General features: G+C 63.1%; 13 protein-coding genes and 1 other RNA gene. 6 read left to right on the top strand and 8 right to left on the bottom strand.

All coding sequences use genetic code 11. The features are described 5' to 3' along the window. Window position 1: 1 nt before the first annotated feature. Window positions 2–616 carry a LysE family translocator gene (locus MHI61_RS09440; protein WP_239791788.1) on the bottom strand — a complete coding sequence of 205 codons (615 nt, stop codon included), beginning with the start codon at window positions 614–616 and terminating at the stop codon, window positions 2–4. Between the two features lie 95 nt (window positions 617–711). Between MHI61_RS09440 and MHI61_RS09435 the strand changes: the two genes are divergently transcribed. Further along, complete coding sequence (locus MHI61_RS09435; RefSeq protein WP_239792814.1) at window positions 712–2,190, top strand: PLP-dependent aminotransferase family protein; 1,479 nt, start codon at window positions 712–714, stop codon at window positions 2,188–2,190. Window positions 2,191–2,222: 32 nt separating this feature from the next. Here MHI61_RS09435 and miaA read toward each other — a convergent pair whose 3' ends face one another. Then, entirely contained in the window at window positions 2,223–3,119 is an 897-nt protein-coding gene (miaA, locus tag MHI61_RS09430; protein WP_239792813.1) for a tRNA (adenosine(37)-N6)-dimethylallyltransferase MiaA, read from the bottom strand. On the opposite strand from miaA, the gene serB reads away from it, so the two are divergent. Continuing rightward, window positions 3,118–4,008, top strand: a complete 891-nt coding sequence (serB, locus tag MHI61_RS09425) for a phosphoserine phosphatase SerB (protein ID WP_239791787.1) — start codon at window positions 3,118–3,120, stop codon at window positions 4,006–4,008. The two genes, miaA and serB, sit on opposite strands and share 2 nt — an antisense overlap. 338 nt (window positions 4,009–4,346) lie before the next feature. Here the strand turns inward: serB and MHI61_RS09420 are convergent, their stop codons facing one another. From MHI61_RS09420 to MHI61_RS09400, 5 genes are all read right to left on the bottom strand, one after another. Next, entirely contained in the window at window positions 4,347–6,059 is a 1,713-nt protein-coding gene (locus MHI61_RS09420; protein WP_239791786.1) for a Do family serine endopeptidase, read from the bottom strand. A gap of 193 nt (window positions 6,060–6,252) precedes the next feature. Continuing rightward, window positions 6,253–7,221, bottom strand: a complete 969-nt coding sequence (locus MHI61_RS09415; RefSeq protein WP_239791785.1) for a protease modulator HflC — start codon at window positions 7,219–7,221, stop codon at window positions 6,253–6,255. A gap of 3 nt (window positions 7,222–7,224) precedes the next feature. After that, window positions 7,225–8,310 (bottom strand): FtsH protease activity modulator HflK, encoded by a 1,086-nt coding sequence (gene hflK / locus MHI61_RS09410; RefSeq protein ID WP_239791784.1) that lies wholly within the window; start codon window positions 8,308–8,310, stop codon window positions 7,225–7,227. Between the two features lie 150 nt (window positions 8,311–8,460). Continuing rightward, the gene (locus MHI61_RS09405; RefSeq protein ID WP_239791783.1) at window positions 8,461–8,979 is read right to left on the bottom strand and encodes a dihydrofolate reductase; all 519 of its coding nucleotides are present in this window, start codon (window positions 8,977–8,979) and stop codon (window positions 8,461–8,463) included. A 13-nt stretch (window positions 8,980–8,992) separates the two neighbouring features. Further along, the gene (locus tag MHI61_RS09400) at window positions 8,993–9,787 is read right to left on the bottom strand and encodes a thymidylate synthase (RefSeq protein WP_239791782.1); all 795 of its coding nucleotides are present in this window, start codon (window positions 9,785–9,787) and stop codon (window positions 8,993–8,995) included. 111 nt (window positions 9,788–9,898) lie between these two features. Between MHI61_RS09400 and ssrA the strand changes: the two genes are divergently transcribed. The 4 genes from ssrA to MHI61_RS09380 all read left to right on the top strand — a co-directional run bounded on the left by ssrA (window position 9,899) and on the right by MHI61_RS09380 (window position 11,478). After that, window positions 9,899–10,261, top strand: a transfer-messenger RNA (tmRNA) gene (gene ssrA, locus MHI61_RS09395). 128 nt (window positions 10,262–10,389) lie between these two features. Continuing rightward, on the top strand, window positions 10,390–10,905 hold the full coding sequence (locus tag MHI61_RS09390) for an SspB family protein (RefSeq protein WP_009996660.1): 516 nt from the start codon (window positions 10,390–10,392) through the stop codon (window positions 10,903–10,905). A gap of 49 nt (window positions 10,906–10,954) precedes the next feature. Beyond that, window positions 10,955–11,149 carry a DUF4169 family protein gene (locus MHI61_RS09385; RefSeq protein ID WP_239791781.1) on the top strand — a complete coding sequence of 65 codons (195 nt, stop codon included), beginning with the start codon at window positions 10,955–10,957 and terminating at the stop codon, window positions 11,147–11,149. A 104-nt stretch (window positions 11,150–11,253) separates the two neighbouring features. Next, window positions 11,254–11,478, top strand: a complete 225-nt coding sequence (locus MHI61_RS09380) for a ribbon-helix-helix domain-containing protein (RefSeq protein WP_239791780.1) — start codon at window positions 11,254–11,256, stop codon at window positions 11,476–11,478. Window positions 11,479–11,549: 71 nt separating this feature from the next. On the opposite strand, the gene MHI61_RS09375 is transcribed toward MHI61_RS09380, so the two are convergent. Next, window positions 11,550–15,254 carry an AsmA-like C-terminal region-containing protein gene (locus MHI61_RS09375; RefSeq protein WP_239791779.1) on the bottom strand — a complete coding sequence of 1,235 codons (3,705 nt, stop codon included), beginning with the start codon at window positions 15,252–15,254 and terminating at the stop codon, window positions 11,550–11,552. Between the last annotated feature and the right edge of the window lie 44 nt (window positions 15,255–15,298).

The following is a 15,298-nucleotide window of genomic DNA, read 5'->3' as shown; positions in this document are numbered from 1 at the left end:
GTCAGTTTGAGAACAGCAGGCGCGATCCGGCGCCAGCGAAGAACACGGCGAGGCCTGCCTCGATCCAGCGGCGCGCCCTGGCATAGCCGCGCACCATCGGCGCCGTCGAGAACAGCAGGGCATAACCGGCGAATATCGATATCCCGAGCAGCACACAGCCGCCGAAAGCCGTCACCGCCATCTCGGGCGAAGCGCCCGGTTTGAGGCCGAGCGACATGATCGCGACCCAGGCCAGAACCGCTTTGGGGTTTCCGAGATGCATCAGGATCCCACGGCGGTAGAGTACGCCGAAGTCCGTCGACGGCCGGGCTGGCTCGCCTGCCGGCGCATCTGCGGCAGCGGCCGAGCGAGCCGCCCTCCAGGCGAGCCAGAGAAGGTAAAGCCCGCCCGCGATCTTGAGGAATAACAGGGCATGAGCATAGCCTACCAGCAGGGTCGAAATGCCGGTGACGGCAATCAGTCCCCAGCATGTCGACATCGTTATCACGCCGGCGGCAAGCGCCAGGGCCGGTCGGCGCCCCTGGCTCATCGCGACATTCATGATCGCCATGTTGCTTGGCCCCGGGCTTCCGGCTGCGACGATATAGGCGATATAGACGACGAGAAGATTCTGCATGTCCGCTTTCCAGAAGTCGCTGAGGCCTTCCTTCTCTTCTAAAATTGGTTCATCATGAAGCGCCATTTTCAAGAATCTTCATGGACCATTTTGCAATGTCGAAGCGGCGGGCCACCATCGAAATTCCGTCTCTTCACGGGATCGACAGAACGGCCCATGTCGGCCGCCGGCTTGCACAGGCCCTGCGGAACGCCATTGCCCGCGGCGAACTGAGGCCTGGCGAGCGCCTTCCTTCGACGCGCAGCCTTGCGGCCTCTTTGAAGATCGCCCGCGGCACCGTCGTCGAAGCCTTCGACCAGTTGACGGCCGAAGGTTATCTCGAGGCGAGAGTGGGCGCGGGAACCCGTGTTGCCGCCGCCCTGACGGACATGGCGCCGGCACTTCCGCCGCCACCGCCCGCGCCGGCGTCCGCAGAGGCGATGGATCTGCCTGCCCCGGCTGCCCGGCTGATATCGATCGCCCGTGCGCTGACCCCTCACCCGCCCGTTCCCTTCGCCATCGCGGTGCCTGCGTCCGGCATTGCGCCCGACGACAATTGGCGCCGTGTCGGCAATCGAATGCGCGCCTCAAGACGGGCCGCACCCTCGGGCTACCACGATCCGATGGGTGTGCTGGAGCTGCGCATCGCCATCGCCGACCACGTCCGCCGCGCGCGGGCTGTTCATTGCGAACCCGAGCAGGTCATCGTTACGTCAGGCACCCAGCAAGGCCTCTACATGGCTGGCCGGGTTCTTCTGTCGCGTGACGACCCGGTATGGGCCGAGGATCCCGCTTATCCCGGCCTGACGGCAGTGCTCGACGATCTCGGCGTTCGGACGCATCGAATCGCGGTCGACGCACAAGGAATGAATGTGGAGCGCGGCCTCGAACTCTGCCCGGAAGCGCGCGCCGCATTCGTCACGCCTTCACACCAATATCCGGTCGGCATGCCGCTCAGCATGGCGCGGCGCAACGCTCTGATCGCCTGGGCCGACCAGAACCGAGCGTGGATCATCGAGGACGACTACGACAGCGAACTGCGTTATGCCGGACACCCTTTTCCCTCCATGCAGGGGCTGCGTCCGTCGCGCGTCATCTATCTCGGCACTTTCAGCAAGGTGCTCTTTCCGTCGTTGCGTCTCGGTTACGTCATCGCCCCAGCACCCCTCGCAGAAGCCTTCGCCGGCGCACGCGCCATTCTTGACCGGCATTCGCCGATATCAGAACAGCACGTTCTGGCCGCCTATATCAGGGAAGGCTATTTCGAGGCGCATATCAGGCGCATTCGGGGTCTGTATGCCGAACGCCGCACTGCTCTGCTCGCGGCGCTCGAGCGGGTTCTGCCGAAAGGGTGTCATGTTCAGCCGAGCGATCAGGGCATGCACATCCTTCTATGGCTGCCCGAGGAAGCCGACGACGTGCGGCTGGCGGCGCGCGCCCTTTCGGCCGGCCTCGCACTGCGGGCGATCTCCCCCATGTATGGCGCGCGGCCGGGACGCCCCGGCCTGATGCTGGGTTTCGGCGGCTTCCCGCAGGAGCAACTGCAGGCGGCGGTGGGCGAACTCGCCAAACTGCTGCAGATGCGCAGCGCGTAACCGCAGTTGAAGGGCAGGCCCGGACTTGCGCACTATAGGGCCAGCCGCTCCCAGCTCTCGTCCATCTGATTGCGGAACCAGGTCATCTGCCGCTTGGCGTATTGCCGTGTCGCCGCAGCCCCCTTCTCCAGCACCTCCTCGCGCCTCATCTCACCCTTCAGCATCGCCGCGATCTGCGACACCCCGATCGCCTTCATGACAGGCGCCTCGGCGGGCAGGCCGAGGGCAAGCAGCGCCCTCACCTCGTCTTCAGCGCCCTGCTGCAGCATCTTTTCGAAACGGCCGTTGATGCGGGCATGCAGTATCGCCCGATCCGGCAGCACGACGATCTTTCGTGCCTTCTCGGCGTCGATAAGAACTGGCCCGGACCGCCCCTGAAAATCGGCGATCGACCGTCCCGTCGCCTGGATCACCTCCAGCGCCCGGACGATGCGCTGCCCATCCTGGCGGTTGAGGCTTGCCGACATGGCAGGGTCGATTGCGTCAAGTTCGGCATAGAGCCCCTCCGGCCCTTCCTCCAGCAGCCGCATCCTGAGTTTCCCCCGAAGCGCCTCGGGTATCGCGGGCATGTCGGAAAGGCCACCGGTCAGTGCCTTGAAATAGAGCCCGGTGCCGCCGACGAAGACCGGCAGTTGCCCGGCGGCTTTCAATGCCGGCAGCAGCGCCGAGACGTCGCGCAGCCAGGCGCCGGTGGAATAGGCGGCCCCTGCCGGCACGTGGCCGTTGAGATGATGCGGCACCCCTTGCATCTCGTCTTCCGACGGGCGCGCGGTCAGCACCCGCAAGGTGTCGTAGACCTGCATGCTGTCGGCATTGACGACCGCGCCGCCATAGCGCCTGGCCAATTCGACAGCGAGCGCGGACTTGCCGCTGGCGGTCGGCCCGGTTATCAGGATCGCGTTCACTACGCTCAGAAGGTTTTCCATCATGGCCCTCGTTGCCACGCTTGTTGCCAATCCGTCAAATCCTGTCCTGACCCCTGCTATCGCCGAACAGGCGGCCGAGGCCGTAGAGGCCTCCGGTCTCTACTGGCTGGCCGACGGCGTCGCCTGCGACATCGCGTTGCGTGACTGTACGGATGGGCAGGCGGCCGAGGCCAGTATCCTTGCCGTCATCGCTGGCGCACCGATCGACTTCGTCATCCAGGAGCAGGAGACCCGCCGCAAGAAGCTGCTGATCGCCGACATGGATTCGACGATGATCGGCCAGGAATGCATCGACGAACTCGCTGCCGAAGTCGGCCTGAAGGAGAAGGTCGCCGCCATCACCGCCCGCGCCATGAACGGCGAGATCGCCTTCGAGCCCGCGTTGCGTGAGCGTGTCGCTCTGCTGAAAGGCCTGCCGATCTCGGTTGTCGACGAGGTCATCGCCCGGCGTATCACGCTCACCCCGGGCGGCCAGGAACTGATCGCCACCATGAAGTCGAAAGGCCATTACACCGCCCTCGTCTCCGGCGGCTTCACCGTCTTTACGGGCCCCATAGCCGCCACGCTCGGCTTCGATGAGAACCGCGCCAACACGCTCCTCGAAGAAGACGGCATCCTCTCCGGATTCGTCGCCGAGCCGATCCTCGGTAAGCAGGCCAAAGTGGATGCACTGAACGAAATTTCGGCACGTCTCGGCGTTTCGCCGAAGGAGGCGTTGGCCGTCGGCGATGGCGCCAACGACCTCGGCATGCTGCAGCTCGCCGGCTCCGGCGTCGCCCTCCACGCCAAACCCACGGTCGCCGCCCAGGCGCAGATGCGCATCAACCACGCCGACCTGACCGCGCTGCTCTATATCCAGGGCTATCGGAAGACGGATTTTGTGATGGGTTAGTTACTAAACCAACCGGGCCAATCATGAAGCATTCGGCGCGCTATCTTATGCGTCGGCATAGAATTTGGCGAGAACGCTCACTCCAATCTCCCTCATTCCTTTGCTCGTCACAGGGATCCAGCGCGCCCAAGTCCTTGGGCGCGGGGGACTCTTCCTCCCGGCAAGAGCGTCATTCACGGCGCAGACGCGCCGTGGCTGGATTCCTGTGACGAGCACAGGAATGAGGGAGGTAGAGACCCCGGCGGGCGAATTCGCTACCGCTGAACAGGCACCATCCACCGCCCACGGCGGATCGGCGACGAAAAGACACCTAGGCGGTAAGTGCCGCCGCAGCTCCCCTACTCCATCGGCACTGCCACGAACCGAAGATCGCCGTTTGCCGATGCGATCATCAGCTGGGCGTTGCGGCGGCCTTCCTGTTTCAGCGATTTCACCTTGGCCGCGACTGCGTCCGGCGACTTCATGAATTCCTGCGCCACCTCGACGATCACGTCCCCTGGCTTCAGCCCCTTTTCGGCCGAGGCGGAACCGGGCGCCACCTCCGTCACCACGACGCCGTCGACGCTCTCGGCAATGCCGAAAGCCGTGCGTGTCTCGGGACTCAACAGCGACAGCGACAATCCGAGCACGTTCTTGGGTGTTGCCGCATCCGGCGATCCCTGGCCCTGGTGCTGGTCCGGCGCCGGCGCGCCCGGGACGGGCTGGACCTGATCGCCGGTATCCGGCTGGTCCATGTCGTCGTTCTCGTCGGGATCGGGGGTGATCACGCCGTCGTCCTGCGAGCCATCGGGCGCCGCGCCACCGGATGCCGCCTGATCGCTGTCCTCGAGGCGGCCAAGCTTCACCTTGACGGTCTGCTCCTTGCCGTCGCGCAGCACCACGACATCGACTTCCTTGCCGACCGTGCTTTCCGCCACGACACGCGGCAGATCGCGCATTTCATTGACCGTCTTGCCGTCGAATTTCAAAATCACGTCGCCCGCCTTGATGGAGCCGTCGTCGACGGGGCCGCCCTTGATGACGCCGGCGACCAGAGCACCCTTGGCCGTGTCGAGGCCGAGGCTGTCGGCGATATCGTCGGTCACCGGTTGAATGCGCACGCCGAGCCAGCCGCGCCGCGTCTCGCCATATTCGCGCAACTGCTCGACAACGCCCGAAGCCAGTTCAGATGGCACGGAGAAGCCGATGCCGATCGAGCCGCCGCTCGGCGAGATGATTGCCGTGTTGATGCCAATCACCTCGCCCTTCATGTTGAAGAGCGGGCCGCCGGAATTGCCCTTGTTGATCGCCGCATCCGTCTGGATGAAATTGTCGTAGGGACCGGCATTGATGTTGCGGCCGCGCCCGGAAATGATGCCGACCGTCACCGAACCGCCGAAGCCGAACGGATTGCCGATCGCCATGACCCAGTCGCCAATGCGCATCGTGCTGGAATCGCCGAATTTTACCGCCTTCAGCGGTGTCTTCGGTTCGACCTTCAGCACCGAAAGATCGGTCTTCGTATCCGTGCCGATCAGCTTCGCCTTGAGCTTCGAGCCATTGGCGAAATTGACCTCGATGTCGTCGGCGCCCTCGATCACGTGATTGTTGGTGACGATATAACCGGTCGGGTCGATGACGAAGCCGGAGCCGAGCGAGCTGACATTGTGGTTGGGGCCTTTGCCGCCCTGCTGCTTGTTGAAGAAGTCGTTGAAGAATTCCTGGAATGGCGATCCATCGGGGGCGCGCGGCGCCGGACCGACCCCCTCGTCATCCTTCACATTCTGAGAGGTCGAGATGTTGACGACGGCATCGAGCAACCCTTCCGCGAGATCGGCGACGGAAGCCGGTCCGTTGTTCGGCACGACTCCCTGAATGGGCGGGACCTGCTGCGGTGCCGCGGGTGGCGTCGGCGCGGGAGCAGCCGGAACAGGCGCGGAAACCCCGGGTGCTGCTGTTTCAGGCGTGGTTTGCGCAAAAGCAATCCCGCCCATGCCGGCTTGCGCCAGAATTGCGGCGCTGGCCACAAGCGCGAGCGTTCGTCTGAAGGGCGAGCCAATCGTGGGGGCCATCAAGCTTCCTCATAAGCGGTAAATGCGCACATTGAGCATCAGCATAAGGCGGAATGATGGAGGGCGAAATCACCTTTTCGCGAAATCCCCGTGCAATCTGAAACCTCCTCGCAAAAGCCCGATTGTCACAATCAGCGCATGAAAAAGGGGCCGGCGGGGGCCGGCCCTTCCAGTTGTGCGATAGCCCGCGGCGTCAGTTCGCCGGCTGGGCAGGGGCTGCGGGCGCAGCCGCGCCGGGAACGGCGGCAGCCGGCGCTCCTGGGGTTGCCGGCGGCTGCATAACGCCGGCGGCGTTGTCGAAATAACGGAAGAATTCCGAATTCGGCGACAGCACCAGCGTCGTGTCCTGCGAGGAAAGCGCCGCGGAATAGGCCGCCATCGAGCGATAAAACTCGAAAAAGGCGGGGTTCCTGGAAAAGGCGTCGGCGAACACGCGGTTGCGTTCGGCATCGCCCTGACCGCGCAGGATTTCCGCATCGCGCTGGGCATCCGCGGTGATCTCGACCACCTGGCGGTCGGCGATCGCCCGGCGGCGCAGGCCGTCTTCCGTGCCCTGGGCGCGCAAGAGTTCGGCCTCGGCCAGACGCTCGGAGCGCATGCGGTTATAGGTGTTCGGCGCCACATCGGCCGTCAGATCGGTGCGGCGGATGCGTACGTCCTCGATGTTCAGTCCGAGAAGCTCGGCATCCGGACGCAGATCGTCGCGCACCTCGAGCATCATCGATACGCGCTCGTCGGAAAGTGCGGCATCGAATTCCCGCAGACCGTAGACGCGGCGCAGTGCCGAATCGAGGCGGGTGCGCAGCCGCGCTTCGGCCGAATCGCGATCACCGGAGACGGTTTCTCGGAAGCGGCGGGCATCGTTGATCGAATAGATCACGAAGGCGTCGACGTCGAAGGTCGCACCGCCCTTGACCTGCACTTGGATGTTGTCGAGGTCGAGACGCAGCTTCTGCTTTTCGACGAGCTGAACGCGGTCCGCGTCCATGAAGCTGAACGGCAGCTTGAAATAGATGCCGGGCTCGGTCTTGACCGACTGGATCTCGCCGAAGCGCACGACGATCGCCTGTTCACGGGCATTGACCACGTAAACCGAGGAATAAAGCCCGACCAGCACGACGGCGAAGATGATGAGAATGACGGGAAGCCTGTTCGAAGTCATGGCTCAACCTCCCTGCTGCGACGGTCTGGAGATCTCGTTGAGCGGCAGATAGGGCACGACCCCCTGCTTCTCCTCGATGATGACCTTCCTGGAATTCTTCAGCACCTGTTCCATCGTTTCCAGGAACAGCCGCTTGCGGGTGACGTCGGGCGCCTTCGAATATTGTTCGTCGATGGCTATGAAGCGCTGCGCCTCGCCCTCCGCTTCCTTGACGACGCGGCCCTTGTAGGCGGCGGCATCTTCGCGGATGCGGGCGCCGTCACCGCGTGCCTGCCCGAGCTTCTGGTTGGCATACTGGTTGGCTTCTTCGACCAGGCGCTGCTTGTCCTGGTCGGCGCGCTGCACTTCCTGGAAGGCGTCGGCCACCTCACGCGGCGGCGCCACGTCTTCAATCGTCACCTTGTTGATCGAAATGCCGGAACTGTAACGCGACATCGTATCCTGGATGATATTGGCGACTTCGCTGGCGATCTCCAGGCGCCGGTCGCGGAACGCATCCTGCGCCGGACGGCGGCCGACCACTTCGCGCATCGCGCTTTCGGAAACCTGCTGCAGCGTCTGCGCCGGGCTTTCGACGTTGAAGAGATAGGCGCGCGCATCGCTGATCTGATAGAGAACATTGAAGCGAACATTGAGGATGTTCTGGTCGCCCGACAGCATCAGCCCACCGGCCGTGTTGCTGCTGCCCTGCGTGCCGCCGACATTCAGCAGCTGCTCGGTGACCTTGACGATCTCGACCGTATCCATCGGCCAGAAATGGAAATGCAGACCCGGCATCGACACCGTTTCCCGCGGCTTGCCGAAGCGCAGCTCGACGCCGCGTTCGTCCGGCTGGACGGTGTAGACGCACTGGATCAGCCAGAAGATGGCGACGATCGCCAAAACGATCACCGCCACGCCGCCGTTGAAACCGCCGGGAACGATGTTGCGCAGCTGATCCTGGCCGCGCCGGATAATATCTTCCAGATCGGGCGGTCCGCCCTTGCCGCCGCTGCCGCGTGGTCGGTTCGGCCCCTGACCCCATGGTCCCTGATTGTTACCGCCGCCGCCCCAAGGGCCGCCGCCGCCATTCTGATTGCTCCAGGGCATCAAAACCTCGTTGTTCGTTAAAGTCTTCCCCGCATCCTGGACCGTGGGGGCTGACCGGCGGATGCGTTGGTGACCGTTATAGGTATCACCGCACCGGCTTTCAACGCAGCTTGAGAAACTTGGTCAATTTAATTGGAAAATAGTTCGTTTTCAGGCACGACGGCGGTCATAGACGACGTAGCGGGTGGGATAGCTGTCCCTTTCGCCGGCCGGCACCGCGATCGTCTCTCCCGCCTGCCAGAGATCGGGATCGATCTCAGGAAACGACGCATCGCCATCGAGATCGGCCTCGACATGGGTGATGCAGAGCCGGTCGGCGAGATTGATCGCCTGCGCGTAGATCTGGCCGCCGCCGATGATGCAGATCTCGTCGGCGGCGGTTTCGAGCGCCAGCCTTTCAGCCGCGTCCATCGCCTCGGGCAGCGAATGCGCCATACTGATAGCGGGATCGTCGATCGCCGCTTGCCGCGAGATGACCACGTTCGGCCGTCCCGGCAGCGGCTTGCCGATCGACTCGTAGGTCTTGCGGCCCATCACGACAGGCTTGCCCAATGTCAGCGCCTTGAAGCGCTTGAGGTCGCTTGACAGCCGCCACGGCATGTCGCCGTCGCGGCCGATGGTACCGTTGCGGGCAACGGCGGCAATGATGGTCCTGCGGATATCGGCCATGAAATGTCCCGGATCAGACGGCGATCGGCGCCTTGATGCTGGCATCGGCCTCGTAGCCGATCAGCTCGAAATCATCGAAGGTGAAGCCGAAAATGTCCTTCACCTCAGGATTGATGCGCATGAAGGGCAGCGGCTTCGGCCGGCGCGTCAACTGCAGCTTCGCCTGGTCGAAATGGTTGTGGTAGAGATGGGCGTCGCCGAGCGTGTGGACGAAATCGCCGGGTTTGAGCCCCGTCACCTCAGCCACCATCATCGTCAAAAGCGCATAGGAGGCGATGTTAAACGGCACACCGAGGAAGATGTCGGCCGAGCGCTGGTAGAGCTGGCAGGAGAGCTTGCCGTCGGCGACATAGAATTGGAACAGACAATGGCAGGGTGGCAGCGCCATATTGTCCACTTCCGCCGGATTCCAGGCCGAGACGATGTGGCGGCGCGAATTCGGATTGTTGACGATGCCTTTGACCAGATTGGCGATCTGGTCGATATGGCCGCCATCCGGTGCCGGCCAGGAGCGCCATTGGGCACCATAGACCGGCCCGAGGTCGCCGTTCTCATCGGCCCACTCATCCCAGATCGAGACGCCGTTCTCCTTGAGATAACGGATATTGGTTTCGCCCTTCAGGAACCACAAAAGCTCGTGGATGATCGAGCGCAGATGCAGCTTCTTCGTGGTGAGGACGGGAAATCCTTCTTCGAGGTCGAAGCGCATCTGGTAGCCGAAGACCGAGCGGGTGCCCGTGCCCGTGCGGTCGCCCCGGTCGGAGCCCTTTTCCATCACATGCTTCAGGAGATCGAGATATTGCTGCATGTCGCGCTGATTCCGTTTTCCCCAATTTAAGCCTTCGCCTTCAGGAAACCAATCGCCGGCGGGCATTTTCCCGTTCTTTCTACTGCCGGAGATAAAGCTTTTGTGACGATTGCCCTTTCCTTGGGCGAAGGAAATCACTATATCAGCCCTGCCGGCTCTCGGGCCGGCTATGGCAATAAATGAGCGGTGTAATAAACCTATTGGACCCGGGGGCGGTACCCGGCGCCTCCACCAAAAACCGGCGGCAAGGAAGGCCGGCTTTTGATGGGGGCGAAACAGGATCGACAAGGGTGTAAAGATCGACTTTTTGCTCGGCATTGTACCGCCGTTATCGGGCTAAAATTGTAGTTGCAAACGACAACTATGCGGAAGCTCGTCTCGCTGCTTAATCGCGGTGTGACACTTCAATCAAAGTCCTAGTGGTTCGCACCTCTAGGCGGGGTCCGAAGGCACCTGGCAACAGAAGCCTTCACCTTCTCCCTGCTGACGAAATCATGTATGCTGCGAAAAAACGTGACTCGGCTCCGGTCTTTCCCAAGGCGCCCGGACGTGGCATATAACCTTGTGAAAAGACTTCCGAACCGACGAAAGACAGGAAAAGCATGGGGCAGGATCATATCCGCTACGACATTCTGGCGCAGGATGCACTTCGCGGCGTCATCCGCAAGGTTTTGGCGGAAGTCGCAACGACGGGCCGTCTGCCCGGCGACCATCACTTCTTCATCACCTTCCTGACGGGTGCGGCCGGCGTACGCATTTCCCAGCACCTGAAGTCGAAATATCCGGAGCAGATGACCATCGTCATCCAGCACCAGTTCTGGGACCTGAAGATCACCGAGACGCATTTCGAAATCGGCCTTTCCTTCTCCGACGTTCCGGAAAAGCTGGTCATTCCGTTCAATGCGATCCGCGGCTTCTACGATCCCTCCGTCAATTTCGAGCTCGAATTCGACGTGCCGCTCGCCGATGGCGAGGAGCTGCCGTCCGGCGAGATCACCGCCTATCCGGTCGATGCCGCAGGAAAGCCTGACGAAACCGCCGGCGCAAAACCGGCCGACGGCGAAGAGAAGAAACCGGGTTCCGTCGTCTCGCTCGACTCCTTCCGCAAGAAGCAGTGATTTCGAAGGGAGGCTCAGCCTCCCTTTTTTAAGGGATTTCAGCCACCGCATGAGCGCCGAAATCATCAATCTGCGCCAGTTCCGCAAGAAGCAGGCCCGCTCCGAGAAAGAGAAACAGGCCGAGCAGAACCGTATTTCCTTCGGACGCACCAAGGCCGAGAAGCAGCTCACCCGCAGCCTGAACGAGAAGGCCGACAAGGCTCACCACGACGGCCGGATCGAGACGGATGACGACGGCGCATGAGGCTTCACGCAAAGCTTGAAGAGCCGAAAACGAATCTGCGATCAGCCACTTGCACGATTTGCTTGAATCGACCTTCGAAGCCGATTGCGATGTGAACGTCCTTCATGATCCGCAAGCACTCGGCAACACTGCATGGCCATCGCACCAGTTTTTCGCTGGAAGATGAATTCTGGGCCGAACTGAAGACGATCGCGGCAGGCCGCTCGATGTCGCTGGCCGCCCTGATTTCCGAGATCGACGACCACCGCCAGCCAGACAGCAACCTGTCCTCGGCGCTGCGGCTCCACGTGCTTTCCTGGGCGAAGGCCGGCGGTGGCCGCCAGCTGTGACGCAGATATAAAGGCGATTTCGCTAACACGAAGGCCTGCAGCGCCTCAGGTCAATCAGATCCCGCGCGCCGTCATTGCGCCTGAACGCCCGGCACCTGATCGAAATTCAGTGGACCGGGCTGCGCCTGCCCGCCGCGCCGCGCCGCTTCCGCAGCCGCCCTCGCCTGCGCATCGGCCTTGTCCCTGGCTTCCGCCGCGCGCGCGGCCTCCGCCTCGGCGGCCGCCTTCTGCGCCGCCGCTGCTTGCGCCAGTGCGCGCAGCCGCTCTTCCTCCGCCTGCCGTTGCCGCTCGATCTCGGCGGCCCTGACGCGCTCGGCGTCATTGAACCGATAGAGCGCGGCCTCGCGACGCAGCCGCTGCTTTTCGAGCACGATCGCCTGTAGCCGCTCGACGCGCCGCCGTTCGCGCTCGAAGGCGCGCAGCGACAGGTAGCTGGTGATATCGGTCACATCCATCGTCTTGCCGGGGGACGGCAACAGGCCGGAAAAATTCAGCCTGAGCGCCGGCTCGGCGCCGGGAAGCGTTTCCGTACCGGGATTGAGGCCGATACCGACCGTCGCACTGATCCGCTCTTCCGGCAACGCAATCTGCGCATCAGCGGTGACGCGGGCCAGATCGTTGGCGACGGTGACATTCTGCACCCTCAGCGTCCCGTCGGTAATATTGAAAGGAATGCCGAGCGGCGGCAGCTTCGCCTCGCCGTTGCTGAGCAGCGTCTCGACGATCGGGTGCACCTTGCCGGCATTGATCTGTTCCTGCATCGTGTCGGTCGCGGCAAGCAGCGGCGGAAGGATGGCAAGGTTCAGCCCGCGTATGCTGGTATCGCCGAGCCGCAATTCACCCGAACCGTTGAGCGAGCTGGCGATTTCGCCGACCGTCTTGCCCGAGGCCTCCATCGACAGCGACAGGCCGAACTTACCATTGGCGATCGGCGCACCGTCACGCAGCCAGACGACGCCGGCAAGATCGGAATCGGCAAGCGCAAGCTTCGTCTGCAGGAAGCCGGTGCCGTCGGCATTGGTAAAAAGCAGGTTGCCTGAGAGCTTGCCACCGTCCCAGTTGCCGGCCATGTCGTTGAGCTGCAGTTCGTCGCCTTTATAGGCGACGTTGCTGGTAAAATCGGACACCGCCGTTTCCGGCAGGCCGGGCCAGAACTCCTTGGCCGAAAGTTTCACCTTGACGTCGAGATCCTTGAAGACGGGCAAGCCCAGCGGGGCCTTCGTCAGCGCACCGTTGGCAGGATCGACGATCTGGCCGAACACAGCCTCGCCCAGCCAGCCGGCATCGGCTTTGGAGAGCGTCAGCGCGCCGCTCGCCGTCGTCTTCGCGGCCTTCCGGTCGAAGTTCAGTGCCCCTGAAAATGCGTTGTCGGCCGCATGCCCCTTGATATCGGACAAGGCGATCTTATCGCTGTCGACGGCGGCATTGACTTGCAGGCTGAACGGCAATCCCGTTCCGGTCTGCGGCAGGGCGATGCCGTTCATGATGAGATAGGGGTCGATATCGGCGCTATCGAGCGAAAGCGCGATCTGACCATTCATGAAACTCTCCGGCCGGACATCGACCTTGCCGTTGGCGGTGAACGAAGTCCGGTCGGTGGCAAAGGTCAGCGCCGCATCGGCGGGATCATTGCCCGATGCCTTCACCTTAAGCGTCAGGCGGCCGTTGGCGCCGACATCGACCGGCAGCGGGTCGAGCCCGGCCTGGCCGAAGAGGATGGACGGAACGGCGTTTTCGAGCGTCGCCTCGAGGCTCGTCGTGCCATTGCCGGTCAGCGCAAGCAGATCGGACATGCGATAGTCGAGATTGACGCGGCTGCCGTTCGCCACACCGGCCAATGTCACCGTCAGCGCATCGCCTTCGTCGCCGCCGAGCGTCAGCGCGCCGCGCAATGCCGTATTGCCATACCAGCCGGAATTGCGCACCAGCCGGTCGAGCACCGGGTGGTGCGGCAGATGCTCGCGCAGCATGGTGAAGAAGCCGCCGGGATCGGCCGATTTGAAGGTGATCTCGCCCGCACCCTTGTAGTCGAGCAGCGAGCCTTCCGCCCGGCCCGTCGCCGTCAGCTCGGCACCGGCGAGATTCTTGACCGACAGACGGTCGACCGCAAGCGCCCCGTCGGCGATCGTGAAGGTGGTTTCGACATTCTCGGCTTCGACACCGAAGGCGGTGAACTTATCGGCCTTGAGCTGGGCGGCGATCTTGTGATCGAGGACATTGTCGCCGCTATCCTGGCCTATCGCAAGCCCGGCCAGCGCCTGCAGCGCGTCAAGATCGAGCGTGTCGCCGTTCAGCGCCACCGATAGGGTCGGCGTCTGGCCGGAGATCGCCTGCCGCTCCAGCCTGCCCTTCAGTGTCGCCGAGCCGACGGCGATTTCGAGATTCTCGAACCGCTGCAATTCATGAGTGAGGCTGACATTGGCGGAAAAACCGGCCTGCCGCAATTGCCGGATGGCCGGATCGACCGAGCCGGCCAGCCAGGAGGCAAGCCCCGTCGGCTGGTTCGAGGCCACCACGATCTGACCGTTGAACGAGGGCTCGCCCTGAAGCAGGAGCTTGCCCTTGCCTTCCACGAGGGTGCGTCCCGGCAGCGTGCCGATGGCGCTGTCGATCATCCAGCCGGTGCCGGCCGGCTCCAGCTCCAGTTGCACGTCGCGCAGCGTCGTGTCGCCGGCGACGATTGCCGGCAGCTTGACGCTCGCCTTGCCCGGCACTTGCGGGATCGGCACCTGCGCAACGATATCGATCAACGAATTCAATCGCTGGCGCGCCGAAACCGCGGGATCCCGCGTCGTCTTGCCGGCCGCACCTTCATTGCCGATGCGGTTGACATCGATCTGCTGCCCGTCGGCCGTCAACAGGAATTCCGGTGCGTTGCCGGTGTCGAGCGTCGCCTCGCCTGTTATGACATAGGGATCGTCCGTCGGGCCGATCTCCATCCGGTATTCGGGAATGCGGATGCGTTCGTTGGTGAGTTCGAAGCGACCCTTGACCCGCGGCGGCTGCTCGTTCTTGTTGGCCGATTTGGCGCTGTTGCGGTTTTCGATCGCCGCTGAAAGCTGGCCCTGGTAATTCGGCTTGCGATCGACGAGCTTCAGCTCGCCGTCAAGATCGATGCTGACCGGGTGCTTATCAGGGGAAAGCTTCGTGCGCATGCGCAGCACGCCCTTCTCGTCCGGCTGGCTGCTCGAGATCGAGAAATTCCCGTGTTCGCCGTCGAGCGCCGCGTCGCCCTCGATGCGCCAGGGGCCGGCGAGCGACTTGGCCGACATCTCCGCATTCAGGCCGGTGATACGGCGGCCCCGGCCCGACTGGTCGTCGATGAATTCCACCTCGCCGCCGCTGACATGCACATTTTCGAGGACGACCGTTTTCGCCGGTATTTCGGCGCGGCTGCCGCGCATCCAGTCGAGGGTGCCGTCTTTGAGCAATCTCAGGCGCACCTTCGGATTGACGACGCGCATGTCGAAGATCAGCGCCTCGCCAGACAGGAAAGGCGCAAGCTCCGCATCCATGGAAAACTGTTCGACCTTGACGATCGGCGTGCCGTCGGCCTCCTGGCCGACACGCACGTCATGCAGCGTGACCGACGGAAACGGCAACAGGCGGGCATCGACCGTGCCGTGGACGGTGACTTTCTTGCCGATGATGCGGCTTGCCTGATCCTCGAAGTTCTTGCGGAAATCCGTCCAGTCGATGAACAGCGGCGCAAGCAGCGCCACAAACAGCGCTACGACGATCACTCCCCCCAGAAAGACGAGGAACCGGCCTACCAATGCAAGGATTCTCCATTCGGGATTCTATTGCCGACACTAGCGCT

Origin of the sequence: Rhizobium sp. K102 (genome assembly GCF_022385315.1) — a bacterium.
GTDB lineage: Bacteria > Pseudomonadota > Alphaproteobacteria > Rhizobiales > Rhizobiaceae > Rhizobium > Rhizobium croatiense.
Note: the sequence above shows the minus strand (reverse complement) of the source record. Positions and strands in the feature narration are given on the sequence as shown.

Bases quoted from the DNA above. Each gene is read 5' to 3' on its own strand.
- MHI61_RS09385 (WP_239791781.1), top strand. From the start codon at position 10,955: ATGAGCGCCGAAATCATCAATCTGCGCCAGTTCCGCAAGAAGCAGGCC.
- MHI61_RS09405 (WP_239791783.1), bottom strand. From the start codon at position 8,979: ATGGCCGATATCCGCAGGACCATCATTGCCGCCGTTGCCCGCAACGGT.
- MHI61_RS09435 (WP_239792814.1), top strand. From the start codon at position 712: ATGTCGAAGCGGCGGGCCACCATCGAAATTCCGTCTCTTCACGGGATC.
- miaA (WP_239792813.1), bottom strand. From the start codon at position 3,119: ATGATGGAAAACCTTCTGAGCGTAGTGAACGCGATCCTGATAACCGGG.
- MHI61_RS09420 (WP_239791786.1), bottom strand. From the start codon at position 6,059: ATGGCCCCCACGATTGGCTCGCCCTTCAGACGAACGCTCGCGCTTGTG.
- MHI61_RS09380 (WP_239791780.1), top strand. From the start codon at position 11,254: ATGATCCGCAAGCACTCGGCAACACTGCATGGCCATCGCACCAGTTTT.
- hflK (WP_239791784.1), bottom strand. From the start codon at position 8,310: ATGCCCTGGAGCAATCAGAATGGCGGCGGCGGCCCTTGGGGCGGCGGC.
- MHI61_RS09440 (WP_239791788.1), bottom strand. From the start codon at position 616: ATGCAGAATCTTCTCGTCGTCTATATCGCCTATATCGTCGCAGCCGGA.
- MHI61_RS09390 (WP_009996660.1), top strand. From the start codon at position 10,390: ATGGGGCAGGATCATATCCGCTACGACATTCTGGCGCAGGATGCACTT.
- MHI61_RS09415 (WP_239791785.1), bottom strand. From the start codon at position 7,221: ATGACTTCGAACAGGCTTCCCGTCATTCTCATCATCTTCGCCGTCGTG.
- MHI61_RS09400 (WP_239791782.1), bottom strand. From the start codon at position 9,787: ATGCAGCAATATCTCGATCTCCTGAAGCATGTGATGGAAAAGGGCTCC.
- serB (WP_239791787.1), top strand. From the start codon at position 3,118: ATGGCCCTCGTTGCCACGCTTGTTGCCAATCCGTCAAATCCTGTCCTG.